The following is a 24,513-nucleotide window of genomic DNA, read 5'->3' as shown; positions in this document are numbered from 1 at the left end:
ACCCCCTGATAATCAGAGGGTTAATCATATGTATTTATAACCTTATTAAAGTTCCTCATCATCTGATGAATCTTCTCTCTCAAGCTCAACACCTTGAACATGAATATTAACTTCCAATACTTTTAAACCAGTCATATTTATCACAGCATCTTTAACACTTTCTTGAATTTTCCATGCTACTTCTGGTATTTTAGCTCCATATTTTACTATTATGTACAAATCAATAGATGTATCCTTATCTTCTACTTGAACTTTAACTCCTTTAGATAAGTTTTTCTTACCTAAAATATCTGCTATTCCACCAGTAAATCCTCCACTCATACCAGCAACGCCTTCAATTTCCGTAGCTGCTAACCCTGCAATTGTTTCTACAACTTCATCTGAAATTTTAATTTGTCCGTTTTCAAATTGCTTATCATTATTTATATCAGCCATAACTGCACCTCCTGCATAACTATAATTACAAAATAATTATATCAAATTCAAAGTATCTTTACAAATATTAACTTTGCTTACTCATCACTTTTATATCAGCTGCTTTCAAATCAGTTTCTGATGTAACAATCTCTAATATTTGCATAACTTCTTTTTCTGATAATTCTTTCTTATTTATTACTATCCTTGCCCCATTATCACTAATAAGTACTAAAGCATCTTCAAATCCTTTAGATTTAACTAAACCTTCTATAAGTAATTCTTTTTCAGTAATATTACCCACCTCAATGATTTCTTCCTGAGCGCTATCTCTAACACTTTGACTAGTTCCTTCATTATTAACAATTTCTTTTAATCTATCTATTAACTCTGCTCTCATCTTATCTCTTTCTACTCTATACTCTACAAAGTAATTACTTTTTTCTATGTTTTTTTCATTACTAATAGTAGAATTTATCTCTTTATTTACTTCTGAAGTAACATTTTCTACTTCTGTATCAGTACTATCAACCACTTCTATATTTTCTTCATTTTCTTCCTCTTCAGCCGATGCTTCTTCTGTGTCTTCTTCATTTACAACTTCTACCAAATCACTATTCTCATTTTCTACTTCCATTAATTCTTCTTCATAGCCTTGATAATCTTCAGATGATTCAATCGCTGTTTCCTTTGATAATTTATGATTTATAAATCCTACCATTACTAACATTAATACTAAAGAAACTAAATAAACGGTTTTCTTTCTTATTATCATTATTATTCCCCCATTTTTATTTTTTAACATAAACTTCCACCTTATTTCCACTTAATCCTAAGACAGTTTTAACAGCTTCATAAATAGATTCTTTTACATTTATATCTGAAGCCCCCTGAGCTACTATTATTACACCTTTGATTTCAGGTTTAACTTCTTTTAATGTCATCATAGAATTTTGATTCCCAGTAATTACTACTTTTTCTGTATTCTCTTCCCTTACAACTTCTCTGTTTCCTCCTTGAGCATCATTTTCTATGGTACTTTCTTTATTTGTGGTTTTATCTGTTGCTGGTACACTTTCGGAATTTTCTACTAATGTTACCATTGCTTCTACTTCACCAACTCCCTCCATTTCACTTAAAATTTTCTTTAATTTTATCTCTATTTCTTTAGCATAGTCACTCATATTGTTTTCACTATAATCTTCATCACTATCATCATCATCTATAATTTTATTTACTCCATTATCATTATCATAAAATACAGTTAATCCTATTAAAATCATAATTCCAATAGATATTATAATAGCTAAATTAGTATATTTTTTATTCTGTGATACTTTTTGTATCAAATTATCTAAAATTTTTTCTTTTTTCACAGTATTCCTCCTATCATTCATTAATTGTAATTTTTTCAAATGGTATGTTATATTCTTTAGAAATATACTCCTTTAATTCGTCATAATTAATTTCTTCTTTATTATTTTTATCATTGCTATTTGATGATTCAATTTCCTCTATAACTATTTTATTATTTTTCATATCCTTATTTTCATTTTTAATAATATTAAGACTCACTTCTAAAATTTCACCATATGTTTCTTTTCCTTCTGACATTTCAATGTCTACATCCATAACATCATATTGAAAGTTTGATTCTACCGAATATATAATATTATTTTTAATTTTATCTATATATAAATTTTTAATTTGATCTTCATTGGAAATAGTAATATTTTCTTTTGAATTCTCTATTTCATTATTTCTATCAATATTTGCAAAGACTTCCTTATCTATACTTATGTTGTTTGATATTAATTTTATGAATGGATTCAGCAAAACAATTATCATTAAGAATCCACTTATCATTTTTACATATCCTTTAAAGTTATTATCAGGTAAAATAGCTTCTAATAAAGCAATAAATATGGAAACTACTACAATGTTCATAATCCATTGTCTCAAAAATTCAATCATAATTAACACCTACCTCATCATTAAGCTAACATTTCCTGCTCCAACTATTATTGTTATAGCTATAATAAACATAAGAGTCACCGTCAATAATAATCCTAACAATATTATTAGTGCTTTACTAACATTATTTAAACCCTTTACTATTCTTTCGTCAGATATTGGTTCAATAATGGCTGCCGTTATCCTATATGCAAATATTATAGATATTAATTTAATTGCAGGAATTATAACAATAAGAAATAATGTCATTACTCCTATTACACCTACAGAATTTTTTAATAACAAAGAACACCCCACAACAGTATCCATTGCATCTGACAAAAATCCTCCCACTACTGGAATTAAATTATCAACAGCAAATTTAGCTGTTCTAATAGTAATACCATCAATTTGAGCTGTACTTATTCCTTGAATGGACATAATACCCATAAATATAGTAAATGAAGCTCCTAAAACTACAACAGATATTTCTCTTAATAAACCTGATACACGATCAACCTGTATTCTATCTGAAATATTACTTACTAATCCTAATATTGTAGAAAAGAATATCAAGGGTATTATTATTTCCTTTATTAATGTACTAAATAATCCTAATGAACCTAATATTAATGGATGTAATAATGACGAAGAAGCTAGTCCACCTACAGCCATTAGTAATACAAATAATACTGGTAATAAGGCTTGCATAAATACCACCATATTATCTATCGTAGATTTACCTATTTCCATTGATAAAACAAAACTCTTTATTACGATTGATATAAGTATAATATAAGTAATAAATTGTGCCGTATTTGATACCGCTTTATTATCAAAAGCTTTTTGAAGATTCATTAATATAGCAGATATTATTGATAACAATAATATTTGTATTATTAAACTCATATTTTCCATTAGTTCATTTAATACTAATTTTAATATTCCATTTAATATTCTATCTTCTTCAAATATTTTTTCTCCCTTTATTATTTTTTCTATTAAAGAATTAAATTCTAAATCTCCAAAGTACTCTCCAGTATCATAATTTATTTCTTTTATTATATTTGTTACTTCTTTTATATTTAAACTATCTAATTGTTTATCTATAACTTCATAAGGTATATTTGTTTCATTATCTTCTGATTCTGCATAAGCATATGAACATGTAATCATTAATATAATTAATAAAATTAAACTTATAGTTTTTCTCATAACCCACACCTTTAAGGCATTATTTTTATAATCAAATCTAAAAGAGCCATTAAAATAGGAATTGAAATTACTAATATCATTACTTTACCAGCTAATTCAATCTTTGTAGCAATTGACTCTTCTCCTGCATCTTTTGCAATTTGAGAACCAAATTCACAAACATATGCAATTCCAATTATTTTCAATATAGTTGTAAAATATATAAAATCCAAATCTGCTTTATTCGATAAATCTTTCAGTACATCTATTACATAGACTACCTTATCAATAATAAAAATAAATATTAAAGCTCCGGTTGCAATACTTAGTACTACAGCTATTTCTGGTCTTTCTTCTCTCAAAATAATCATAATTACAGTAGAAACTAATCCAATAGCAACTATTTGTATAATATTCATTTTAAATCCCTCTTAATATAATTGAAAAATTGATTTGACATTATTAAATAAATCAATTATTAAATCTATTACTATAGTTAATACCATAACAATTCCAACTAAAGTTACCATAGTAGCCATCTCTTCTCTTTCTGCTCTAGTTAATATTTGATTCGTCACCGATACAAGCAAACCTATACCTGCAATCTTAAAAATAATATCTATACTCATATCAAACTCTCCTTTAAACTAAAATTAATATTAATAATAATCCAAATATTACACCTAGTTTTTTATATAATTTCTCATTTTTTTTACTCTCTTCAATTGCCTGATTTCTTTGTATTTTTAACTGTTGAATAACAGTATTAAAATGTTTTTTCTGTTCTTCTTTATCTGTAACCCCTATCACCTTAGCTAACGATAAAATTATTTCTTCATCTTCTTTCGTAAAATTATATTTTGTTCTATTTACAATTAATTCTTTTTTAAATGCTCTAAATAAACTCATTTCTCGATTAGAATTCAATATTTCTACTATATTAGGAAAAATACAAGAAATTTTGTTATTACCTTTCTCATCTACATTTTTAAAAGCTACATTAATTGGATTAGACAAATGTATAATTTCAGTTTCTAATACAAGTAAACAATTAATAATAGATGTAATATTATTAACTCTATTAGAATATTTTTTCCCCATCATTATTCCCATAATTGTACTAGGAATAATAATCATTCCACAAGCTAATAACTTTATTAAGATCATATGATTCCTCCTCTATTATTAATAAGAGACTTATTTGTTTTTCCATCTACAATATCTTTTACTGTTCCTACTCCTTTAGAATTATCTAAGATAATTATTCTTTGAAATATTTTTTCTTTCATTATCAATGATATATTTGGTTTATTTTTAATATCTTCTATATTTGCTCCATGAATTGTTGTAAGTATTTTTACTCCTGCTTTTAAAGAATTATTTATTGCATCAATATCAAGTTTATCTCCTAATTCATCAGTAGCAATAACATGTGGTGATAAGGATCTTAACATCATTAATGTACCATCATATTTATTTACTCTATCCAAAATATCAGTCCTAACTCCTAAATCATTTTGAGGAATTCCTTGATATATACCACCAATCTCAGACCTTTCATCTATTACAGCTACTTTAAGACCTCTTATACCATACTCACTAATTCCATTACTTATACTTCTTATAATATCCCTTAATAACGTTGTCTTCCCACATTGAGGTGGAGAAATTATAAGCGTATTATATATACTATCCTTGTCCACTAAATAGCCAATAATATTTTTAGAAACTCCTATTTTCTCTCTTGCTATTCTAATATTAATTGATGATATATCTTTTATTGTAGAAATACATTTATTTTTATAAATTACTTTTCCAGATATACCGATTCTATGTCCTCCTTTAATAGTAATAAATCCATTTCTAATTTCATCTTCCACAGCATATATAGAATATTCACATAATCTTTCAAAACTTTTCTTTATATTCTCTTTTTTAATAATATATCCTCTCATACTATCTTTTGTTAATTGCCCATTTTCAGTAATAAAATAATCTTTACCTCTCACATCTATCATAAGAGGCTTTTGAATTCTTAACCTAATTTCCTCTACCGAATTTTTATATCCAATAGGTATATTTTTTAAAACATTTTCCAATATTATATCTAGCCTCGATATAATATTATTGAATCTTTTTAAATCATATATTGAATTTTTATTATTCTTTAGTTCTTCCATAACCTGTCCCTCCTTATATATATAAGTATTAATTTCTTTCAAATAATATTACCTTAATTTAAATAATTTTTTATAAAATAAAAAATCCCCTAAGTGATTAATCACTTAGGGAATTTTTTATAATTTAATTATTCTTCTATGTACTCCTCATCTTCATAGTAATCGTCATAATCTTCATCAAATTCATCAATTTCTCCATAAATATCTTCTTCCATATCTGCTAGATCTTCATCAATATAATCAACATATTCTCCAATTTCATCCTGTTCTATAGATAAATCGTCTATAGTTTCTACAATATCATCTAATACATCAACAATACTTAATAATAATTTACTTTCTTTACTACTTTCATCAATACCTAAACCATCAGCCAAACCTCTTAAATATGATACTTTTTCAAATAAATTATCCATAAAATACCTCCTTATTTATATATATATATATTATAACCTAAACTCTTGACAAATACTCACCTGTTCTAGTATCTATTTTAATTTTATCATCAACATTAACAAATAATGGTACATTAATTACTGCACCTGTTTCAACCTCTGCTGGTTTAGTAGCGCCTGTCGCAGTATCTCCTTTAACACCAGGTTCTGCATGAACAACTGTTAATTCAACAAAATTGGGAGCATCAACTTGGAAAGGCTTGCCTTCATAAAATTTCATTATAGCAATATCATTTTCTTTAATATATTTTATTGCATCTTCAACTTGATCATAATTAAGAGCCATCTGTTCATAAGTTGTTGTATCCATAAAGTTATATAACTCTCCATCACTATATAAATATTGCATCTCTTTAGTTTCAATATGAGCTTTTGGATATTTCTCAGATGGATTAAAAGTATCTTCTTTAATAGCACCTGTTTTTAGATTTTTTATTTTTGCTCTTACAAATGCAGCTCCCTTTCCTGGTTTTACATGTTGAAAATCAATTATTTGATAAATATTTCCATTAATTTCAATTGTTAATCCTTTTTTAAAATCTCCTGCCATAATCATAATAATATCCTCCTAAATATTTAATTCTAATAAACCTTTTGTTGATTTTGATAAAATTTCACACCCATCTTCTGTAACTAATATTAAATCTTCAATTCTTACCCCACCAAAGCCAGGTATATATACACCCGATTCATCAGTAACAAAAATTCTATCCTTATCTAGTTATAATTATATATCCTGTTGTCCCAGTAAAACCACTAAAATATTTTCGATTTTCTGGTTTAAAAATAAGCACACCATCAGTATTGTACTTTTTAAAATTATCCAATAGTCTATTTATTCTATTCATTTTATACCTCCATAATATTTTCACAATTTCAACCCTATAAAATTTATAATTTAAAAAGTCTAATCAATATTTAATTATAAATTATTATCATATGCTTTTCAAAATACCACTATTATATATTAACATAATTTTAAATTATTGAATAGATAATACTAATTATCTATTCAATAATTAATTTTATTATTTTTATATTTTTTATAATTAAATTTAATATCCTTATTAACATTTCTAGAATATATCTTACTTATTTCATTAACAATATGATAATGCTTTTTATTATCTACTCGAATTATAAAATCGGCACTATTATAATACAATTTTTTTCTAATATTTAGCAATTTAATTATCTCACTTTTCCAATTTTTTTTCTCTAATAACGGTCTTCTTTTATAAGAATTTTTTAAATTATACACTATATTATCTACAGAACTTTCTAATAAAAAAATATATCCTTTTTCTTTTAATAATTGAATATTTTCTGGATTTAAAATAATTCCACCACCAGTAGATATAACTTTATTATTTTTTTTGCTTATTTCTCTAACAATCTTCTTTTCTAATTTTCTAAAATATTTTTCACCATAACTACTAAAAATTTCTTCAACTGACATATTGCTTCTAGATTCTATTAGAGTATCTGTATCAACAAATTCTTTATGAAGTTTTCTTGCTAATCTTCTACCATTTGTAGTTTTTCCTGTTCCCATAAATCCTATTAGAACTAAATTACTTTTCATTTTACCACCATCTATTTAAATATTATTAATGTCTAACATTATTTGATACTATCTCTATAGCTTTTATAATACTTCTTTATTCGTATTTCAAATTTTCATTATATCCTTGTCTTATTTTATCATACATATGAATTCTACCAGTAGCTGGAGTTATAGTTATTTCTATATATCTTTCATTATCATTATTGAAAATTGTAATAGTACAAGCTTGAGAAGGAGAACCATTAGGATTAAAATAAATTCTATTACTACTTATATTTTGTGAAATTTTATAATTAGATTTTAAGTATATATTTTTAGAAGGTTTATTTCCAACTTTAATATTATATCTTTTTTCATTAAAAATAATTCTATTACTAGCACCTATACCATTAGACATACTATTAATCTTTATATAATTTAAATCACTAACTAATTTTCTACCATAACTTTTAAGTATATAATCACTAATATCTATTCTAGGCAAAATAATCCCAATAATAACAAGAAAAATAGATAAAACAAGAATCAACTCTACAATTGTGATTCCTTTATTATTCATACTATTCACCTACTAAAAATCTAATTTTATTATTTAAATTTTTTTATACATTAATAAGAATTTCGAAAATATATATTTGTCTCTACTGGTTCTATTACATAATCATCTTTTTTAAAATATAACACAATATTTATGCTATTAGAATTTAATTTTTGTAATTTTATTTTATCAATATAAAACGATACTTCCATATTAGCTTGGACTACATAATGATAATAAGTATTGATATATTTATCATTTACCCATCCAAATTTTATTTTTTTTATATCTTCATCTTTTAATTTATTAATTGTAAAAATTGATTTGTTATATATATGATTATCTGATTTATATTCACATGTATCTAATAAAAAAGCTGATATAAATATTTCTTCCCCATTCTGATAATTATAACTAACATCATTTCTATCATCATCCCATACTTTACTTATGCCTTTAGATTCCATAACTTTATCTGTAATAAACTCAATGGAACTTCTGGCATTTTGATGAAGTATAATGTCATTTTCAGTTTTATCAAAATTGTTTAAATTCGATAAAAAAAATGAAAATATAGATATAATTATTAAACTCAACAAACTTATACTAACTAATAATTCTATTAAAGTAAAGCCTTTATTATTAGACTTCATCTTCTATCACCTTATTAATTAATTTGATTCCCATGATTCTAATTCTATAAACTTGTCTATATTTACATTATTATTTTTTATACCTAAATTTTCATATATTAAGGTAGGTATATATTCTTCAGGTTCTTCTTTAAATAAATCTTTTATGATCGTTAAATTTTTACCTAGTAATGATAATAAATAATCTTTATCATACTTTAATTTTATTATACTATTATCAGTCATAACTATATCGTCTCCAGCTATAATAATTCCAGTAAAATTCACATCTCCTGAAAATATAACTTTCCCACTAGTAACAATTAATCCTTTCAAGTTATTTTTTCCATTTATAAAATTTTCTCTATCTAAATAATTATCATATCCAGAAATATATATATCTTTATCTGTGATACAAAATATTTCTCCATCTTCACTAACAGAAAAATTATTATTTTTATTACTATTAATATCTAGTCTGTTAATTATTCCCTGTTTAAGCTCTCCATTTAATTTTTCTACTTCTTTTGATAATTTTTCTTTACTTAAGTCAATATCTCCTACTGGCTCTTTAATATTGCCATCATCCATTGTAACCCCTAATGTAGTTATATTATCTTCTGGTATATTTATATTCCTTCCTCCTAAGGTTAAACCTTTAAATTTATCATAGTTGTTACTAAAATGGTAGGCTTTATCATGAGGTTTAAACTTTCCTTTATTCAGATCACCTTCTACAAAAACAAAGGGTGGATAATCTTTATAATATAAATCTTGCAATTCACTATATATATCTGTATAAATTAAATAATTTTCATTTATTGTTATAGACTCTCCAGTTTGATATTGCCAATCTTTATATTTTGTATCTCCTGTTTTCTCTATAAAAGCTGTACCTAATATTCTCATCTCATCAATAATATTAAGACTAGTACCATTTTCCTTTCCCAAATCTTCTGATTGAATATTTATGCTACTAGACTCAGAAGATTTTGTAGCTTCTCTACCATCCGTATATCCAAAATATCTAAAAATATTTACAATTGATTTATTACCATAAATTTCTAAATCATCTTTAGTATATAGCTCATGTATTTCTATGTTAGAGTTTTCATTTATAATAAAATTTTCACTATGTATTGTACCATTTAAAGTAATATTTTTATTTTTTTTAGAATTCATTTTCATATCTCTCTGTACTATAACATTACCATTAATTATAACTTCTTTAACAGGACTATGATCATAAGAACCTACAAGAAAATTTTTTCTAATATGACTATCACCATTAATTTCTAGTTGTTTAGAATTATTTATTAAATTCTTTTCTGTACATAATACTTTAGAAATTAATGTATCTTTAGGAACTTTTACTACATTACTTTCATAATAATAAATTTGATTATACATTGGTTCTAATAATTTATATGAAACAGTTACTTTCTTTTTTATATTTTCTTTTGTATAAACAGATGTAACTTTAATAATATTTTCACTGTTATCATAATCAGTAGTAATCATATGATGGTCTTTTTCTATTAAATTATAATTTGCTTCATTCTCTAAATTTTTAATTAAATTTTCATTTAAATAACTTTTATATACTGATTTGAAAACAATTTCTTGATTTTCCATCAATTTATTAAAATTTATAGAATTATCTTCTGTTATATAATCATTTTTCATATCACTTAAATCTATATTTTTGATAACTTTTGAAGCTTCTTTATTTCCTTCATTTATAGCTTCATAAATGGTCTTAACTATCAATGAATAAGCTTCTTCTACTCCAGCTTCAGCCAAATATAAATTTTTCTTTAATTCTTCATTAACATTTTCAACTTTATAATTATTAACGGCTATAGTATATAAAGTTGTACCTAACATGGTTAATATAGAAAAAACTATCAATACAATCAATAATGTGGAACCTTTATTGTTCATAAATTTCAAGTTCATAATACCACCTATCATTATTAAATTATATTTTTATAAGCATTAAATTCTTCTAACAATTTATCTCCTCTATATACTCTTATATTAATTTCATAAATTATAGCTTCTAGTTTATTTTTTTCATCAGCATCTACATAATTTCTATATACTTTAATATCTCCTAACAAATTATCTATCTGAATAGCTTGTCCTTTTCTGATATAAATATTTAAAATTCCATCAATATTGTTTGAAACTTTAAGTTTAGATTTTGATTCACCTTCTATATCTAACAATAAATTAATAACTTTTTTAGTATTATTTTTTTCATTCTCAAATTCATATATTCCATTAAATCCTCTTTTAAACTCATCACTAGGCTCTATAGAGAGAGTATAACTACCATTATCATTTATTTTTAAAAAATAATATTCATTATTATTTAAATTATATGTATTCAAATTTATATTGTTATTAATTAGAATTTCTTTATTATCTAAATTTAAATAATTATTTATTTCTAATATATTTATTTCATAAAAAAAATTTTCATATTCCTTATCTTGTACTTTATCAATTGAATTTTCTTCACTTAATTTTTCTAAGGATTTAATCCTTTCTATCTCTCTTTGAGCTATACATGATGCAATTATTTTATCATTAGTAGCCTTATTAGCTTTAGCGGATCCTATAAAAAGAGAACTAATAGGTATAATTATTATTCCCAATAATGCTAATGAAATAATTAATTCTAAAAGCGAAATACCTTTATTATTAAATATTATTCTTTTCATAATAATCTCCTCTTTATTAAAAATCAGTAATATATTATTGATCTTTAATGTATTATTGGATTTCAAAAGGATTCTTCTTACCATTTATACTACTATTCGGTATATGTATAAATTCTTTATCAGAAGAATTAACTTTAGGTATTCCATAGAAATCTAATACAATATCACCTGAAACTTCTTCATCATTTTCTATTATATTTATATTTTTTATTATTATATTTTTATCAAAATTATCTATATAAGATAAAAAATCTATGATTTCATGATAAGCTCCTGAATATATTATTGTTGCAGACATATTTTCTATAAATATTTCTTTTTCCAATTCTATACTATCTTTTTCTTCATTAAAATTGTTATTGTTTTCAATTGAATCACTATGTTCATTAGAATTATTATTTTTATCATCCTTATCTATCTCATTATTTTCTATAGAATCAAATTTTATTTCTGAAAAATTAATAGATTGAACTCTTATATTAGAATCTTTTATAAAACTATCTAATAATGTTAATATCTCCTCTTGTTGTAAAGAAGGAAATAAATCACTTGTTAAATTTATAATTTTATGTTCTTTTAAATTTATTTTTTCATCTAAATCTTCTATCAAATTTATACTTGTTTCAGCATCTAATAAATCTTTTTCCAATTCTTTAGATTGACTACTTAATTCCTTTAATTTTGTTAATTGAGGTAATAATATGAAATTATATATAATAAAAAAAACCAATAAAATTCCACTAATATATAATAATATTTTTTCTCTTTTACTTAATATCATTATTGTCACCTTCAATCTTCAAAGTAAGAATAAATGTATAATTATTTATTGGAGTATTTTTAATTATAGAATTAATATATATATTTGAGAATTCTGCTTTTTCATTTAATCTTTCTTGAAATTGAGCCAATGATATCTTGTCATTACTTATTCCTTGAATTTCTACTATATTATTAGATATATTCATAGAATTAAAATAAATAGAATTAGGTATACTTGAATTAATACTATATATAATATTTGTATTTATTTTATTTATATTTTCCATTTGATTATCTACATCTGATACTAAATTGTAATATTTATCTAAACTATTAAGTTTTTTTCTCTTTCTATCTATTTCTATTAATCTTAATTTAGTATCATTAGAACTTAAAGAACTATTTATTTTTTCAATATTATTTTCTAATTTATTTATTTTATTATGATACCAAATAGTATATAGAATGCCTATGAAAATAATAATAACTAAACTAATAAATATATATTTAAATAAAATTTTATCTTGTTTCTGTTTTTGAATATATGATGAAAACAAATTTATATCTAACACGATTTCACCTTCCTAAAACCTTATCATAGCTCCAATATTATTAAGATATTTTGTTAAATCTATATTTTTAACTTTCTTTCCCTTTTTCAATGGTGAGATATCCTTTAATATATATGTTTTAATATTAAATTCATTTTTGAAATATTTATCTAAATCTTTTAATTTTGATCCTCCACCATAAACATATATTTCATCTATTCTATTAGTTATACTAAGCTTTTTATAATAACTAAATATTCTATCAATTTGTGAAATCCAATCATCCAAAATATCTATTATAATATTACTTACACCATTAAAAGAATTAGTATTATTTTTTTCAAAATCAAATTCTTCCTTAATTAATTTAGCTTCTGATAGTTTTATATTAAAATAATTGGCAATCTTTGTATCAATATCTCTACTTCCACATTCAATAATTCTATTAAAATCACTTATATAATTAGAAATAATATTGATATTTATATTTCTATATCCTATATCTAAAAAAACTATTGTTTCATTGCTTTTAACTTCTTTTCCATTTATTCTTAGGTTTCTACTTATTAATTTAGATATAGCATTAGAATTTAAATCTAATGAATAAGATTTTAATTTTATATTCTTCAACAATTTTATATAATCTTTTATCGCTTTTTTAGACATAACTATTACTAATAATCTTAGTTTTTTTATATTATTTTCTATGAATTCTTCTCTTTTTTTATAATCAATTACATAATCATCTATATTTATAGGAATTAATTGTTCTATTTCATACTTAATCATTCTTTTAAGTTCTTCTTCTTTTACATAAGGTAAATTTATTTCTCGAGTTATAATACTAGAATAATCTAATGTAATTATTCCTCTATTACCTTTTAAATCATTCTTATATAAATTCTCTTTCATATAAGAAGACAATAAATCAATATTAATGATATTTCCATCAATTATAGAATTTTTAGGAGTATCTATGGAAATAGCATTTTCTATAAATATATTATTCTTGCAATTTCTACCTTTTACTATCTTTATTTTTTCATTACCAATATCTAATGAAATAATTTTTTTATTAACCATAACTCCTCCTATTTCATTTAAAGATTTATTGAAAACTTAATAAACTTTTAAAATATAATGAAAATAAATCTCTAATAATTTCTCCGAAAATAATATAACTAAAACTCCAGCAATAGCTATAAATGGACCAAAAGATATAAAATCTTTTCGAGACTTTACTTTACCTACTAAAAGTACAATTGATATTATAGCTCCTAATATAAAAGATAAAAATATTACCATTAAAATCCTAATTCCTAGAAGATAACCTAATAACGCTATAAGTTTAATATCTCCTCCACCCATTCCACCTTTTGATATTATTGCAATTATTAAAAACAGTCCACCACCTATTAATACTCCTATTAAACCATTGAATAAAGATATGGGAAATTTATGTAATATATGGATTATAGAAACAAGTATGATGCCAAAAATTATTATTTCATCAGGTATAATCTGACAATTATAATCAACAAAACTTATTATTATTAAAATACTAAATAATATCATATAAATAATAGAAATTATATTTAATCCAAATTTCAAATATATGAATAAATATAATAAACCATTTAAGGATTCTACTAATAAAACTTGAATAAATATTTTATTTTTATTATGTTTACATCTTCTCTCTAAAAATATATATCTGAATATGGGAATAAAACTCCTTAGTTTAAATTGAGAACATAATATGAATTTATTATTAAAAATACAATATATATATATATTTAAAAATAAGCCTATTATTGCTCCTAATATTGTTATTAATAGCATAATCATTTGCTGTTATTTATTGGATATAATTGAGAGCCGTTTTCTCCACTATAATTTACAGTTATTTTCCCATCTGAATTAACTGATATAATAAATCCAGTTTCATCTTTTTTCTGTGCCTTTGGTTCTTTATCTAAATAATCATTATCAACAAGATAATCAATATCAATAATTTCGTTTGGATTTTGTATACATGCTAACTCTCCTGCTTTTGCAATATTTACCGCCGTAGCTTCATCTGCTTTACTTTTTGCATCAGCTTGTATATTCATAAACTTTGGTACTGCTATTATTGCTATAATACCCAAAATCGTTAATACCAATATAACCTCAAATAATGTAAAACCCCTATTATTATTAATTCTTTTCCCAATTATCTTTATCATTTAACTTCACCCCATTTAAACCTTAATTCTAGAAAGATATTATATTTATCATATCAAACATAGGAAGTACCATAGCTATTACTATTCCTCCTATTACTATTGCCATTATTATTATCATTATTGGCTCAAGTAATGATGTAAACTTTCTTATAACTGATTCTAATTCTTCATCATAAAAATCTGCTGTTTTATTTAATACATCATCTAAAGCTCCTGATTCTTCTCCAATTTTAATCATTGTAGTTAACATTGGCGGAAATAAGCTTGTCCCTTCCATAACTTTTCCTAAAGACTTTCCCTTTCTTATTTGTTCTTTGGTTTCTCTTAATAAATTACTTCCTACCTTATTACCTAATATATTCTCTATTAAGTCTAAAGAGCTAATTAATGAAATGCCGCTGGATTGTAGCATAGATAAAGTCCTAGTAAACCTAGATGTCATCACAATCTTTAATATATTATTTAAAACGGGAATTTTTAACTTGAATTTATCAATAGTATATCTTCCTTTATCTGTATCTTTATATTTTTTTAAAAGATAAACTGATACTAAAATTACTCCTAAAAAAATATATCCAAAATCTTTTATAATATAACTTATTTTTAATAAAATCTTCGTTGGTATAGGTAATGGAGCTCCATTACTTTCAAACATACTTATAAAGGTAGGCATTACAACAATTAATAAAAACATCACAACAATTATTGATACTATGGATAATATTATTGGATAAATCATTGCATTTTTTATTTTATTATTTATTTTATTTTCTTTCTCATAATGATTAGCCATTTTTTCCATCATTATATCTAGATTACCACTATTTTCTCCAACAACCATCATATTAATAAATAACTTAGGAAATATTTTTTCATGTTTAGAAACAGATTCTGAAAAGGTTAACCCCTTTTGTAAATTTTCATGAATATCTATTATAACTTTTTTAAATTTTTTGTTTATAGTCTGCTTACTTAATATATCTAAAATTGTTAATATCGATATCCCAACATTTAACATTGTATAAAATTGTCTTGCAAATACTGATATATCCTTTGAACTGACTTTATTAAAAGAAAACTTCTTTATTTCTTTACTTCCTTTTATAAGTTCAACAGAAATTGTATAATATCCATTACTCCTTAACATTGCTATAACTTCTTCTTCAGTATTTACATCATAAGTGCCATTTATTTTTTTACCATCATCTTTAATAGCAGCATATTTAAACTTTGGCATGTTTTATCTTCCTTCAATTTATATTTAAATATATTCTCCAATGATATCATTATTAATTAAATATTTTTCTAAAGTATCCTTTTTTATAATATTTTTTCTATATAAATCAAGTAAATTATTATCCATGCTTTCCATTCCATATTTTTTTCCTGTTATTATAGCAGTTTGAATTTGATGAGATTTTCCTTCCCTAATTAAATTTTTAATGGCAGATGTTGATATCATAGTTTCAACAGCTAATACTCTTCTTGTATTATCTTTATTAGGAATTAATTGTTGAGATATAATCCCCTCTAATACATTAGACAATTGTACTTTTATTTGTTGTTGCTGATAAGTAGGAAATATATCAATAATTCTATCTATTGTCTTAGCTGCTCCTACAGTATGTAAACTAGAGAATACTAAATGACCTGTTTCCGCTGCAACAAGAGCAGTTGATATTGTTTCTAAATCCCTCATCTCTCCTACTAAAATAACATCTGGATCTTGTCTTAAAGCTGACCTTAATCCGTCAACAAAAGAACAAGTATCTGTACCAATTTCTCTTTGATTAATTATACTTTTATTATGTTTATGTAAATACTCTATTGGATCTTCTAAAGTTAATATATGACTTTTTTGTGTCATATTAATTTCATTCAACATAGAAGCTAATGTAGTTGTTTTTCCACTTCCTGTTGTCCCAGTAACTAATACTAATCCACTTTTCTTTTTTATTAATTCTTTGATTATAGATGGTAGTCGTAAATCCTCAATTGTAGGAATTTTTAGAGATACTATTCTAATAGCAATACCATAAGTACCTCTCTGTTTATATACATTAACTCTAAATCTTCCTATTTCTTTATGAGAATAAGATTTATCTATTTGTCCTTTCTTATTTAAAATTTTAAATTCATTTTCATCTAATATTTTTTTAACCAAATTATAATTATTTTCTTCTGTTAAAGGTTCCTTATCTATTTTTTTAATATCACCATTAATTCTTAATACTGGTGGGTATCCTACAGTAATATGTAAATCGGAAGCTTTCATTTCTATTGCGTTATATAATAAGTTTTCTAAATTCATAAAATCACCTACTCCGTCGTATATACTACTTTCAATAACTCATCTATTGATGTTATTCCTTTTATTACTAATTCCTTACTACTCTCCCATAAAGAACCCATACCATTTTTTTTTGCTTTATATCTTATTTTATCTATAGATTCATTATTATTTATTGACATTCGAATATTTTTATCTATATCTAATATTTCATGAATTGCAATTCTACCCTTAAATCCTGTATAATAACATCTATTACATCCATTACCCGTATACAATTTTATATCATTAGATACTTTCAACATTTCTTTTTCTTCATTTGATATTTTATATTCTCTTTTACAATTTTCACATATTCTTCTAACTAATCTTTGAGCCACTATACCTATTGTTGCTGAAGCTATTAAATAAGGTTCTATTCCCATATCTGTTAATCTTGAAATGGTAGAAGGTGCATCATTAGTATGCATTGTACTTATTACAAGATGACCCGTTATGGCAGCTCTAATAGCTAAACGAGCAGTCTCTTCATCTCTTATTTCTCCAATCATAATAATATCTGGATCTTGCCTTAATATTGATCTTAGACCTGATGAAAACGTTAATTTAGATTTAGGATTGATTTGAACTTGATTGATTCCATCTAACCTATATTCTACTGGATCTTCTAAGGTTATAATATTCTTACCTATAGAATTTAACTGTTTTAAAGCTGTGTATAATGTAGTAGTTTTTCCACTTCCTGTAGGACCTGTAACCAATATTATTCCATTTGGCTTTTTTAATAAATTATCAAATTTAGATAAATTATCTTCACTAAATCCGAGTGCTTTTTTAGATAATAATATATTAGATTTATCTAATATTCTTATTACTATTTTCTCACCATATACCGTAGGCAAACTAGAAATTCTCAGATCGACTTCTCGGCCTTCCATATTTAATTCTATTCTTCCATCTTGGGGTAATCTTTTTTCTGCTATATTCATTTTAGATATGATTTTAATACGAGTTATTATTGCTGAGTGTGTATTTTTAGAAGGTTTCATTATCTCTTGTAAGGTTCCATCAATTCTAAATCTAATTCTAACCCTGTCTTCAAAGGGTTCAATATGAATATCACTAGCATTAGAATTTATGGCTTGTTTAATAAATGAATTAACTAATCTAACTGCAGGTGCATTATTTATATCATTTAATATATCATTATCCATTTCAGACAAATTTTTTATATCATACTCTCTTATTAAATCTTCAATAGCTCTTTCAGCGCTTTTTTTTCCATAATATTTATCTATAGCTACTAATATATCTTGTTTTTTAGAAATAACTGGTTCTACATCTAATCCTGATGAAATTTTTACATCATCAATAGCCAAAATATTTAATGGATCTTCCATAGCTACAATAATTTTTCCATTACATTTTTTGATAGGAATTAAAGTATTTTTTCTGGCAATATTTTCTGATATTAAATTCACAATATCTGAATCAATAAAATATTTTTGTAAATCTACATATGGTATACCCATCTGAAATTCTAAAATTTTAATAATATCAAATTGTGTAACATACCCATTATCTACTAATATTTTTTCTAATTTTTCACCAGAGTTTTTTCGAATTTCTAAAACTTCATCCAATTGTTTTTTAGTGATTTTTTGTGATGATAAAAGTAAATCTTCAAGTCTTCTTACAGATTTATTCATTCTACCACCTACTTATTCCATATATCTACTTTATATTATATAATTCTACTTTATATTATACAATCCTTTTTTTATTTGTTTTTTCATAGAAAAAATATCATTTTTTTCATTTTTCCATATAACTTCACTTAAAAGACCTTGATATATCAACATATCTAATCCATCAATTATATATTTTCCTTGTCTTTTAGCTTTTTTTAAAAACAATGTAGGTCTTGGTTTATATATAATATCATAAATTATTGTATCTTTATTAAATATCAAAGGATCTATAGGAATATTTGTTTCATTCGGAAACATTCCTATAGATGTAGTATTTATTACAATGTCATAATCATCTTCTATTTGTGACTCATCTATAAATTGAACATCAATATTTTTATAATTATTTTTTATATCTTTAACTAATTTTTCTCCTTTTGACCTTGTCCTATTAATTAAAAAAAGTTTATATATATTTTTGCTTGCCAAAGTCATAGCAATGCCTCTACCAGCTCCGCCAGATCCTATTATCAATATTTTCTTATTATTTAAAAAAATATTTCTTTCTTCTAAACTCTTAATAAATCCTAAACCATCAGTATTAAACCCTTTTAATCTCCCATGATCATTTATAACTGTATTTACAGCTCCTATCTTTTCAGCTAACTCATCTATTTCATCTATATATTTTAAAATTTTTTCTTTATAAGGCATTGTAACATTAAATCCTTTAATATTTAATGCTTTCATTCCCTTAATTGCATTATCTAAATCATCAACTTTAAATGTTAAATATGTAGAATTAATATTATTGTACTTAAAACTTATGTTATGAATACTTGGAGATAAACTTTTATACACAGGATTGCCTATAAGACAAAAAACACTCGTTTCAGAATCAATATTCAAGTTAATTCTCCCCTTTTTTAATTTTTCTTAAAACAAATCTTTCAAATCTTCTTACTATCGTCGTCCACCAAAACTCCTTGCTTTTAATTGGTACTACAAGAATTGTATATATCCCTATTCTATTTCCTCCTAAAACATCAGTAAAAATCTGATCTCCTATAATTGCGGTATTATTTTTATCAGTATTTAAATATTTCATAGCTTTATAAAAAGGAGCTTTAGTAGGTTTCTTAGCTGAATGAAATGCACGGATTTTAATTTTTTCTGTAAATTTAACAACTCTATCTTCAGTGTTATTAGAAACTAAACATAAATCTAATCCTTTTTCTCTTATCTCATCAAACCATTTTATAACACTATCAGGAGCTGTTTTTTTATCCCATGCTACTAATGTATTATCTATATCTATTATTAATCCTTTTATACCATTATCAACTAATTTTTGTAAATCTATATCAAATATAGAATCCACATATAAATTTGGAATTAATAAACTTTTCATACTTGCACCTCAATTCAATAATTATATTATTCTTATTTATAAATCAAATATTAGTATATCAAAAAAGTAAAATAATATTAATTTACTAATCTAATCTTACTTCTTTAGTATTTAAAAGTATTACAATACTAAATATAGTACTTATTAACAATGCTATAGGTATTATAAAAAATGAATAATTCACTCCTATCAAATCGTTAAAATATCCAATTAAAAAATTCACTATCATACTTATTCCTGAAGCAGATGTAATAACAAAGCCTGTTACAAAAGAACTATTTTTAGGAAATACTTTACTTATTGTAATTATTAAAGTAGGAAATATTATAGAAAAGAAAATTCCAGATATAGAAACAATAATTAATCCTTTCTCACCTAATAATAATCCTAAAGTATACATAGAAGTAGCAAAAAATAAAGATATCATAACACTTTTAAAATGACCTATTTTTTCAACTATAAATCCTCCTGCTAATCTACCAAAAGTAAAAATCCCTAAAAATAATGAAGAATAAAAAGCACTATTATTTTCATCAAAACCATAATTTCTTTGCATAAAATTAATAAACCAATTACCTGTACTCATCTCAGCAGCTACATATAATCCTAATGCTATCATATAAAAATATGTAAGTCTATTTTTTAATATAAAACTCCATTGTATTTTATTATCATTTTTGTGTTTTTCCCCTTTTGGTATTTTAATAAATAAAGAAACAATAAATATTATTGAAAATAAAACTATTAAATATAAATATATATTTCTCCAACTAAATCCTCTAAACAATAAAAAACCAGCAGTTCTTTGAGTAATTGTAGCTCCAAAACCATAAAAAGAATGTATCATATTCATCAATATAGCTTGAAATGTAATACCTAACAATGGAATTAAAGTATTAATACCTATTGATATTAGTGAAACCCCCATATTAATAATAAACATTCCTATTAATAAAATCATAAAATTATATGAAAATAATAATATTACTAATGCTACTATTGACGATAATATACCTAATATCAATACCTTCTTTTGACCAACTTTATCACACAATATTCCACCAATAAATGTAAATATCATATAACCCAGTGAACTAACAGTTAACATAAGTCCCATATATGTATCTTCTACATTAAATTCATTTTTAAAAACCGGAATAAATACTCCTCTTAAATTATCTGCCATAGATAATAATATCATTAATATAAACAAATAAATAATAATTATCTTATTTGTTTTATCTTTCATTTTCTCACCTCACTTATCATATCATTTAATTATATCATAATAATTCTCACTAAATTCTTAAATATATCCTTACTAGATAAATCCTCTACTAATGTAGAGGATTTATCTAAATAATTTTTTAATCTTATTATCTACTAGCAAACTATAAATCAATAGTGGGATTATAAGATATAGCAGCAAATTTATTAACTCACCTATCCCAGAAAACCTTATCGACAGATTACCCATATAAACAATAAATATTATAGCACATGTATCTAATATTAAAGCAAATATTCTTCCCCATTTTTTCAATCTAAATAAACCAATTCCTCCAGGTATCAACAAAAAAGAATATATTAATAATATCCAACTTAAAGTATCATTAAGATTTGGAGTAAGTAAATAAAAGAAAATAAATATACTCAATATAATCATAAAAATACCAATTATCTTAATTTGTGTCTCATTTTTTACACCAAAATTATTCAAAAGAATCATCCTCTCTAATGTCATATTTCTATATAAAAAATTAATCTCCTGCAAATCAAATGAATATAATGGATGAATTTATTTGGTTTAATTATTTTCTATTTGCTCTTTTTCTCTCAAGTTTATCTAATATTCTTTTACGCAATCTAATATTTTTAGGCGTAATCTCAACCAATTCGTCATCTTCAATGAATTCTAATGATTCTTCTAAACTAAATATAATAGGAGGAACTAATCTTAATGCTTCTTCTGATCCAGAAGCACGCATACTTGTAAGATGTTTTTTCTTACACACATTTATATCAATATCCTGAGTCTTTGCATTCATACCTACTATCATGCCTTCATAAACTTCTGTTCCCGGATGAATAAATAAATTACCTCTATCTTGTACATGATACATTCCATAAGTTACAGAAGTACCATTTTCTGAAGCTACTAATGATCCTCTAGTTCTTGTAGGTATATCTCCTTTAAATGACTCATATCCATCAAAAATTGAATTCATAATACCATTTCCTTTTGTATCTGTCATAAATTCTGATCTATATCCTATAAGACCACGAGAAGGAATAGAAAATTCTAATCTAGTATATCCGCCTTCACTTGGTGTCATATTTATCATTTCACCTTTTCTTGTACCTAATTTTTCAATAACAGCTCCCATAAATTCTTCAGGTACATCTATAGTAACCTTTTCCATTGGTTCATATTTTTTATTTTCAATCATTCTATATAAAACCTTTGGCTTAGATACCATAAATTCATATTCTTGTCTTCTCATGGTTTCTATCAAAATTGATAAATGTAATTCTCCTCTACCTGACACTATAAATGAATCTGGAGAATCTGTCTCTTCTACCCTTAAACTAACGTCTGTATGCAATTCCCTGAATAATCTTTCCCTAATTTGTCTTGATGTTACATATTTACCTTCCCGTCCTGCAAATGGTCCATTATTTACTGAAAACATCATTGATATAGTAGGCTCAGATATTTTAACAAAAGATAAAGGTTCAGGATTGTCAATATCACATATTGTATCGCCTATACTAATATCTTCAACTCCTGCAATTCCTATAATATTTCCAGCTTGTGCTTCCTTTACTTCTTTTCTATTTAATCCTTCAAATTCATATAATTTTGTAATTTTAATTTTTTTACTCTTTTCTTTTTCTTCTTTATTAACTATTACAGATTCTTGATTAGTACTAATAACTCCTCTTTCAACTTTTCCTATTCCTATACGTCCCAAATATTCATTATAATCAATTGTAGAGATAAGAACTTGAAGAGCTCCTTCTAAATCAACTTCTGGAGCTGGAATACATTCAATTATACTTTTAAATAATGCTTCCATATTTTCTTCCTGTTTATTCACATCTAAAGAAGAAGTACCTTCTTTTGCAGAAGTAAATACTACTGGAAATTCAATCTGTTCTTCATTAGCATCTAATTCAATAAATAAATCTAAAACTTCATCAATAACCTTCTCAGGTCTAGCCTCAGGTCTATCAATCTTATTTATTGCCACAATTACTGGTAAATCAAGTTCTAAAGCCTTTTTTAATACAAATTTTGTTTGAGGCATAGGTCCTTCAAAAGCATCAACAACTAGAACAACTCCACTAACCATTTTTAAAACTCTCTCAACTTCTCCTCCAAAATCAGCATGACCTGGCGTATCTATTATGTTAATTTTTGTTCCTCTATAATTAATTGCAGTATTTTTAGAGAGTATAGTAATTCCTCTTTCTCTTTCTAAATCATTAGAATCCATCACTCTTTCTTTAATTGTTTCATTAGTCCTAAAAATACCACTTTGTTTTAATAATTCATCAACTAATGTTGTTTTACCATGATCTACATGGGCTATTATTGCTATATTTCTTATATCTTCTTTTTTATTACTCAATGTATTTCCTTCTCTCTATAAATTTTCTCTTCAAAAGTTCAACTTTATAATGATATCATATAATAGTGTGTTAATACAAGAATTGCATATTTTTTGCAGAGATTTCGCATCAAATTTCCAGTAAAAAATTTAATTTTACTTAAACTGTACTTGATTACATTCATTTGAAAAAATAGTAAGTCTATAGACCGATAGGTCCTAAAAATAGTTACACTTTCCACTACCCCAAAAAATCTTAATAATCAATTTCCAATTTTTCTTATAGTTAAGTCTTTTCAAATAT

30 protein-coding genes and 1 pseudogene are annotated in these 24,513 nt (G+C 24.2%); all 31 read right to left on the bottom strand.

Annotation, left to right across the window (positions count from 1 at the left end; all coding sequences use genetic code 11):
- Positions 1-45 precede the first annotated feature (45 nt).
- Complete coding sequence (locus tag GOQ29_RS11315; protein WP_203372768.1) at positions 46-435, bottom strand: Asp23/Gls24 family envelope stress response protein; 390 nt, start codon at positions 433-435, stop codon at positions 46-48.
- A 67-nt stretch (positions 436-502) separates the two neighbouring features.
- Positions 503-1,219 carry a SpoIIIAH-like family protein gene (locus tag GOQ29_RS11310; RefSeq protein ID WP_203372767.1) on the bottom strand — a complete coding sequence of 239 codons (717 nt, stop codon included), beginning with the start codon at positions 1,217-1,219 and terminating at the stop codon, positions 503-505.
- Positions 1,206-1,790, bottom strand: a complete 585-nt coding sequence (locus GOQ29_RS11305; protein WP_203372766.1) for a hypothetical protein — start codon at positions 1,788-1,790, stop codon at positions 1,206-1,208. Before GOQ29_RS11305 ends, GOQ29_RS11310 begins: the two co-directional genes overlap by 14 nt.
- 13 nt (positions 1,791-1,803) lie before the next feature.
- On the bottom strand, positions 1,804-2,388 hold the full coding sequence (gene spoIIIAF, locus GOQ29_RS11300; RefSeq protein WP_203372765.1) for a stage III sporulation protein AF: 585 nt from the start codon (positions 2,386-2,388) through the stop codon (positions 1,804-1,806).
- A 9-nt stretch (positions 2,389-2,397) separates the two neighbouring features.
- On the bottom strand, positions 2,398-3,582 hold the full coding sequence (gene spoIIIAE, locus GOQ29_RS11295) for a stage III sporulation protein AE (RefSeq protein ID WP_203372764.1): 1,185 nt from the start codon (positions 3,580-3,582) through the stop codon (positions 2,398-2,400).
- A gap of 11 nt (positions 3,583-3,593) precedes the next feature.
- On the bottom strand, positions 3,594-3,980 hold the full coding sequence (spoIIIAD, locus tag GOQ29_RS11290) for a stage III sporulation protein AD (RefSeq protein ID WP_203372763.1): 387 nt from the start codon (positions 3,978-3,980) through the stop codon (positions 3,594-3,596).
- A 12-nt stretch (positions 3,981-3,992) separates the two neighbouring features.
- Positions 3,993-4,190, bottom strand: a complete 198-nt coding sequence (gene spoIIIAC, locus GOQ29_RS11285; protein WP_203372762.1) for a stage III sporulation protein AC — start codon at positions 4,188-4,190, stop codon at positions 3,993-3,995.
- A gap of 13 nt (positions 4,191-4,203) precedes the next feature.
- Positions 4,204-4,728 (bottom strand): stage III sporulation protein AB, encoded by a 525-nt coding sequence (locus GOQ29_RS11280; RefSeq protein WP_203372761.1) that lies wholly within the window; start codon positions 4,726-4,728, stop codon positions 4,204-4,206.
- Positions 4,725-5,741, bottom strand: coding sequence for a stage III sporulation protein AA (gene spoIIIAA / locus GOQ29_RS11275; RefSeq protein WP_203372760.1), 1,017 nt, complete (start codon positions 5,739-5,741; stop codon positions 4,725-4,727). The genes GOQ29_RS11280 and spoIIIAA overlap by 4 nt, the downstream gene beginning before the upstream one ends.
- Positions 5,742-5,869: 128 nt before the next feature.
- The gene (locus GOQ29_RS11270) at positions 5,870-6,157 is read right to left on the bottom strand and encodes a CD1247 N-terminal domain-containing protein (RefSeq protein ID WP_203372759.1); all 288 of its coding nucleotides are present in this window, start codon (positions 6,155-6,157) and stop codon (positions 5,870-5,872) included.
- 37 nt (positions 6,158-6,194) lie between these two features.
- Entirely contained in the window at positions 6,195-6,752 is a 558-nt protein-coding gene (gene efp, locus GOQ29_RS11265) for an elongation factor P (protein WP_203372758.1), read from the bottom strand.
- A 12-nt stretch (positions 6,753-6,764) separates the two neighbouring features.
- Positions 6,765-6,896, bottom strand: a pseudogene (locus GOQ29_RS14700) (Xaa-Pro dipeptidase); the annotation flags it as partial.
- A gap of 13 nt (positions 6,897-6,909) precedes the next feature.
- A complete protein-coding gene (locus tag GOQ29_RS11260) occupies positions 6,910-7,044 on the bottom strand; it encodes an aminopeptidase P family N-terminal domain-containing protein (protein WP_203372757.1) in 135 nt (44 codons plus the stop codon).
- Positions 7,045-7,208: 164 nt separating this feature from the next.
- Complete coding sequence (locus tag GOQ29_RS11255; RefSeq protein WP_203372756.1) at positions 7,209-7,781, bottom strand: shikimate kinase; 573 nt, start codon at positions 7,779-7,781, stop codon at positions 7,209-7,211.
- 76 nt (positions 7,782-7,857) lie between these two features.
- The gene (locus GOQ29_RS11250; protein WP_203372755.1) at positions 7,858-8,322 is read right to left on the bottom strand and encodes a type II secretion system protein; all 465 of its coding nucleotides are present in this window, start codon (positions 8,320-8,322) and stop codon (positions 7,858-7,860) included.
- A 50-nt stretch (positions 8,323-8,372) separates the two neighbouring features.
- Complete coding sequence (locus GOQ29_RS11245; RefSeq protein WP_203372754.1) at positions 8,373-8,954, bottom strand: prepilin-type N-terminal cleavage/methylation domain-containing protein; 582 nt, start codon at positions 8,952-8,954, stop codon at positions 8,373-8,375.
- Between the two features lie 18 nt (positions 8,955-8,972).
- Positions 8,973-10,892: a pilus assembly FimT family protein gene (locus GOQ29_RS11240; protein ID WP_203372753.1), complete on the bottom strand. Its 1,920-nt coding sequence runs from the start codon at positions 10,890-10,892 to the stop codon at positions 8,973-8,975.
- Positions 10,893-10,909: 17 nt separating this feature from the next.
- Complete coding sequence (locus tag GOQ29_RS11235; RefSeq protein ID WP_203372752.1) at positions 10,910-11,662, bottom strand: type IV pilus modification PilV family protein; 753 nt, start codon at positions 11,660-11,662, stop codon at positions 10,910-10,912.
- A 52-nt stretch (positions 11,663-11,714) separates the two neighbouring features.
- Positions 11,715-12,443 carry a hypothetical protein gene (locus GOQ29_RS11230; protein ID WP_203372751.1) on the bottom strand — a complete coding sequence of 243 codons (729 nt, stop codon included), beginning with the start codon at positions 12,441-12,443 and terminating at the stop codon, positions 11,715-11,717.
- The gene (locus GOQ29_RS15080; RefSeq protein ID WP_203372750.1) at positions 12,430-12,996 is read right to left on the bottom strand and encodes a PilN domain-containing protein; all 567 of its coding nucleotides are present in this window, start codon (positions 12,994-12,996) and stop codon (positions 12,430-12,432) included. Before GOQ29_RS15080 ends, GOQ29_RS11230 begins: the two co-directional genes overlap by 14 nt.
- A gap of 12 nt (positions 12,997-13,008) precedes the next feature.
- Positions 13,009-14,058, bottom strand: a complete 1,050-nt coding sequence (gene pilM / locus GOQ29_RS11220) for a type IV pilus assembly protein PilM (protein ID WP_203372749.1) — start codon at positions 14,056-14,058, stop codon at positions 13,009-13,011.
- Positions 14,059-14,094: 36 nt separating this feature from the next.
- On the bottom strand, positions 14,095-14,817 hold the full coding sequence (locus GOQ29_RS11215) for a prepilin peptidase (RefSeq protein ID WP_203372748.1): 723 nt from the start codon (positions 14,815-14,817) through the stop codon (positions 14,095-14,097).
- A 2-nt stretch (positions 14,818-14,819) separates the two neighbouring features.
- The gene (locus tag GOQ29_RS11210) at positions 14,820-15,203 is read right to left on the bottom strand and encodes a competence type IV pilus major pilin ComGC (protein WP_203372747.1); all 384 of its coding nucleotides are present in this window, start codon (positions 15,201-15,203) and stop codon (positions 14,820-14,822) included.
- Between the two features lie 28 nt (positions 15,204-15,231).
- Positions 15,232-16,440, bottom strand: coding sequence for a type II secretion system F family protein (locus GOQ29_RS11205; protein WP_203372746.1), 1,209 nt, complete (start codon positions 16,438-16,440; stop codon positions 15,232-15,234).
- A 24-nt stretch (positions 16,441-16,464) separates the two neighbouring features.
- Positions 16,465-17,514 carry a type IV pilus twitching motility protein PilT gene (locus GOQ29_RS11200; RefSeq protein WP_203372745.1) on the bottom strand — a complete coding sequence of 350 codons (1,050 nt, stop codon included), beginning with the start codon at positions 17,512-17,514 and terminating at the stop codon, positions 16,465-16,467.
- Positions 17,515-17,522: 8 nt separating this feature from the next.
- Positions 17,523-19,202: a GspE/PulE family protein gene (locus GOQ29_RS11195; protein ID WP_203372744.1), complete on the bottom strand. Its 1,680-nt coding sequence runs from the start codon at positions 19,200-19,202 to the stop codon at positions 17,523-17,525.
- A gap of 45 nt (positions 19,203-19,247) precedes the next feature.
- Complete coding sequence (gene aroE, locus GOQ29_RS11190; protein WP_203372743.1) at positions 19,248-20,093, bottom strand: shikimate dehydrogenase; 846 nt, start codon at positions 20,091-20,093, stop codon at positions 19,248-19,250.
- A 1-nt stretch (position 20,094) separates the two neighbouring features.
- Positions 20,095-20,595 carry a YqeG family HAD IIIA-type phosphatase gene (locus GOQ29_RS11185; protein ID WP_203372742.1) on the bottom strand — a complete coding sequence of 167 codons (501 nt, stop codon included), beginning with the start codon at positions 20,593-20,595 and terminating at the stop codon, positions 20,095-20,097.
- 85 nt (positions 20,596-20,680) lie between these two features.
- Positions 20,681-21,844: an MFS transporter gene (locus tag GOQ29_RS11180; RefSeq protein WP_252187608.1), complete on the bottom strand. Its 1,164-nt coding sequence runs from the start codon at positions 21,842-21,844 to the stop codon at positions 20,681-20,683.
- A 102-nt stretch (positions 21,845-21,946) separates the two neighbouring features.
- Positions 21,947-22,315 (bottom strand): hypothetical protein, encoded by a 369-nt coding sequence (locus GOQ29_RS11175; RefSeq protein ID WP_203372741.1) that lies wholly within the window; start codon positions 22,313-22,315, stop codon positions 21,947-21,949.
- Between the two features lie 91 nt (positions 22,316-22,406).
- Positions 22,407-24,230, bottom strand: a complete 1,824-nt coding sequence (gene typA / locus GOQ29_RS11170) for a translational GTPase TypA (protein ID WP_203372740.1) — start codon at positions 24,228-24,230, stop codon at positions 22,407-22,409.
- Positions 24,231-24,513: the final 283 nt, after the last annotated feature.

It is taken from the genome of Anaeromonas gelatinilytica (assembly GCF_016820635.1).
Taxonomy (GTDB): Bacteria; Bacillota; Clostridia; order Tissierellales; family SIT17; genus Anaeromonas; species Anaeromonas gelatinilytica.
Note: the sequence above shows the minus strand (reverse complement) of the source record. Positions and strands in the feature narration are given on the sequence as shown.

What these genes read in the sequence shown, in the direction of transcription:
- spoIIIAC (WP_203372762.1), bottom strand. Translation starts at nt 4,190, where the DNA reads ATGAGTATAGATATTATTTTTAAGATTGCAGGTATAGGTTTGCTTGTA.
- GOQ29_RS11195 (WP_203372744.1), bottom strand. Translation starts at nt 19,202, where the DNA reads ATGAATAAATCTGTAAGAAGACTTGAAGATTTACTTTTATCATCACAA.
- spoIIIAA (WP_203372760.1), bottom strand. Translation starts at nt 5,741, where the DNA reads ATGGAAGAACTAAAGAATAATAAAAATTCAATATATGATTTAAAAAGA.
- spoIIIAE (WP_203372764.1), bottom strand. Translation starts at nt 3,582, where the DNA reads ATGAGAAAAACTATAAGTTTAATTTTATTAATTATATTAATGATTACA.
- GOQ29_RS11205 (WP_203372746.1), bottom strand. Translation starts at nt 16,440, where the DNA reads ATGCCAAAGTTTAAATATGCTGCTATTAAAGATGATGGTAAAAAAATA.
- GOQ29_RS11240 (WP_203372753.1), bottom strand. Translation starts at nt 10,892, where the DNA reads ATGAACTTGAAATTTATGAACAATAAAGGTTCCACATTATTGATTGTA.
- GOQ29_RS11230 (WP_203372751.1), bottom strand. Translation starts at nt 12,443, where the DNA reads ATGATATTAAGTAAAAGAGAAAAAATATTATTATATATTAGTGGAATT.
- GOQ29_RS11270 (WP_203372759.1), bottom strand. Translation starts at nt 6,157, where the DNA reads ATGGATAATTTATTTGAAAAAGTATCATATTTAAGAGGTTTGGCTGAT.
- GOQ29_RS11245 (WP_203372754.1), bottom strand. Translation starts at nt 8,954, where the DNA reads ATGAAGTCTAATAATAAAGGCTTTACTTTAATAGAATTATTAGTTAGT.
- GOQ29_RS11315 (WP_203372768.1), bottom strand. Translation starts at nt 435, where the DNA reads ATGGCTGATATAAATAATGATAAGCAATTTGAAAACGGACAAATTAAA.
- GOQ29_RS11215 (WP_203372748.1), bottom strand. Translation starts at nt 14,817, where the DNA reads ATGCTATTAATAACAATATTAGGAGCAATAATAGGCTTATTTTTAAAT.
- GOQ29_RS11235 (WP_203372752.1), bottom strand. Translation starts at nt 11,662, where the DNA reads ATGAAAAGAATAATATTTAATAATAAAGGTATTTCGCTTTTAGAATTA.
- GOQ29_RS11185 (WP_203372742.1), bottom strand. Translation starts at nt 20,595, where the DNA reads ATGAAAAGTTTATTAATTCCAAATTTATATGTGGATTCTATATTTGAT.
- GOQ29_RS11210 (WP_203372747.1), bottom strand. Translation starts at nt 15,203, where the DNA reads ATGATAAAGATAATTGGGAAAAGAATTAATAATAATAGGGGTTTTACA.
- spoIIIAF (WP_203372765.1), bottom strand. Translation starts at nt 2,388, where the DNA reads ATGATTGAATTTTTGAGACAATGGATTATGAACATTGTAGTAGTTTCC.
- GOQ29_RS11255 (WP_203372756.1), bottom strand. Translation starts at nt 7,781, where the DNA reads ATGAAAAGTAATTTAGTTCTAATAGGATTTATGGGAACAGGAAAAACT.
- GOQ29_RS11310 (WP_203372767.1), bottom strand. Translation starts at nt 1,219, where the DNA reads ATGTTAAAAAATAAAAATGGGGGAATAATAATGATAATAAGAAAGAAA.
- spoIIIAD (WP_203372763.1), bottom strand. Translation starts at nt 3,980, where the DNA reads ATGAATATTATACAAATAGTTGCTATTGGATTAGTTTCTACTGTAATT.
- GOQ29_RS11260 (WP_203372757.1), bottom strand. Translation starts at nt 7,044, where the DNA reads ATGAATAGAATAAATAGACTATTGGATAATTTTAAAAAGTACAATACT.
- GOQ29_RS11200 (WP_203372745.1), bottom strand. Translation starts at nt 17,514, where the DNA reads ATGAATTTAGAAAACTTATTATATAACGCAATAGAAATGAAAGCTTCC.
- pilM (WP_203372749.1), bottom strand. Translation starts at nt 14,058, where the DNA reads ATGGTTAATAAAAAAATTATTTCATTAGATATTGGTAATGAAAAAATA.
- GOQ29_RS11180 (WP_252187608.1), bottom strand. Translation starts at nt 21,844, where the DNA reads ATGAAAGATAAAACAAATAAGATAATTATTATTTATTTGTTTATATTA.
- GOQ29_RS11250 (WP_203372755.1), bottom strand. Translation starts at nt 8,322, where the DNA reads ATGAATAATAAAGGAATCACAATTGTAGAGTTGATTCTTGTTTTATCT.
- GOQ29_RS11280 (WP_203372761.1), bottom strand. Translation starts at nt 4,728, where the DNA reads ATGATCTTAATAAAGTTATTAGCTTGTGGAATGATTATTATTCCTAGT.
- efp (WP_203372758.1), bottom strand. Translation starts at nt 6,752, where the DNA reads ATGATTATGGCAGGAGATTTTAAAAAAGGATTAACAATTGAAATTAAT.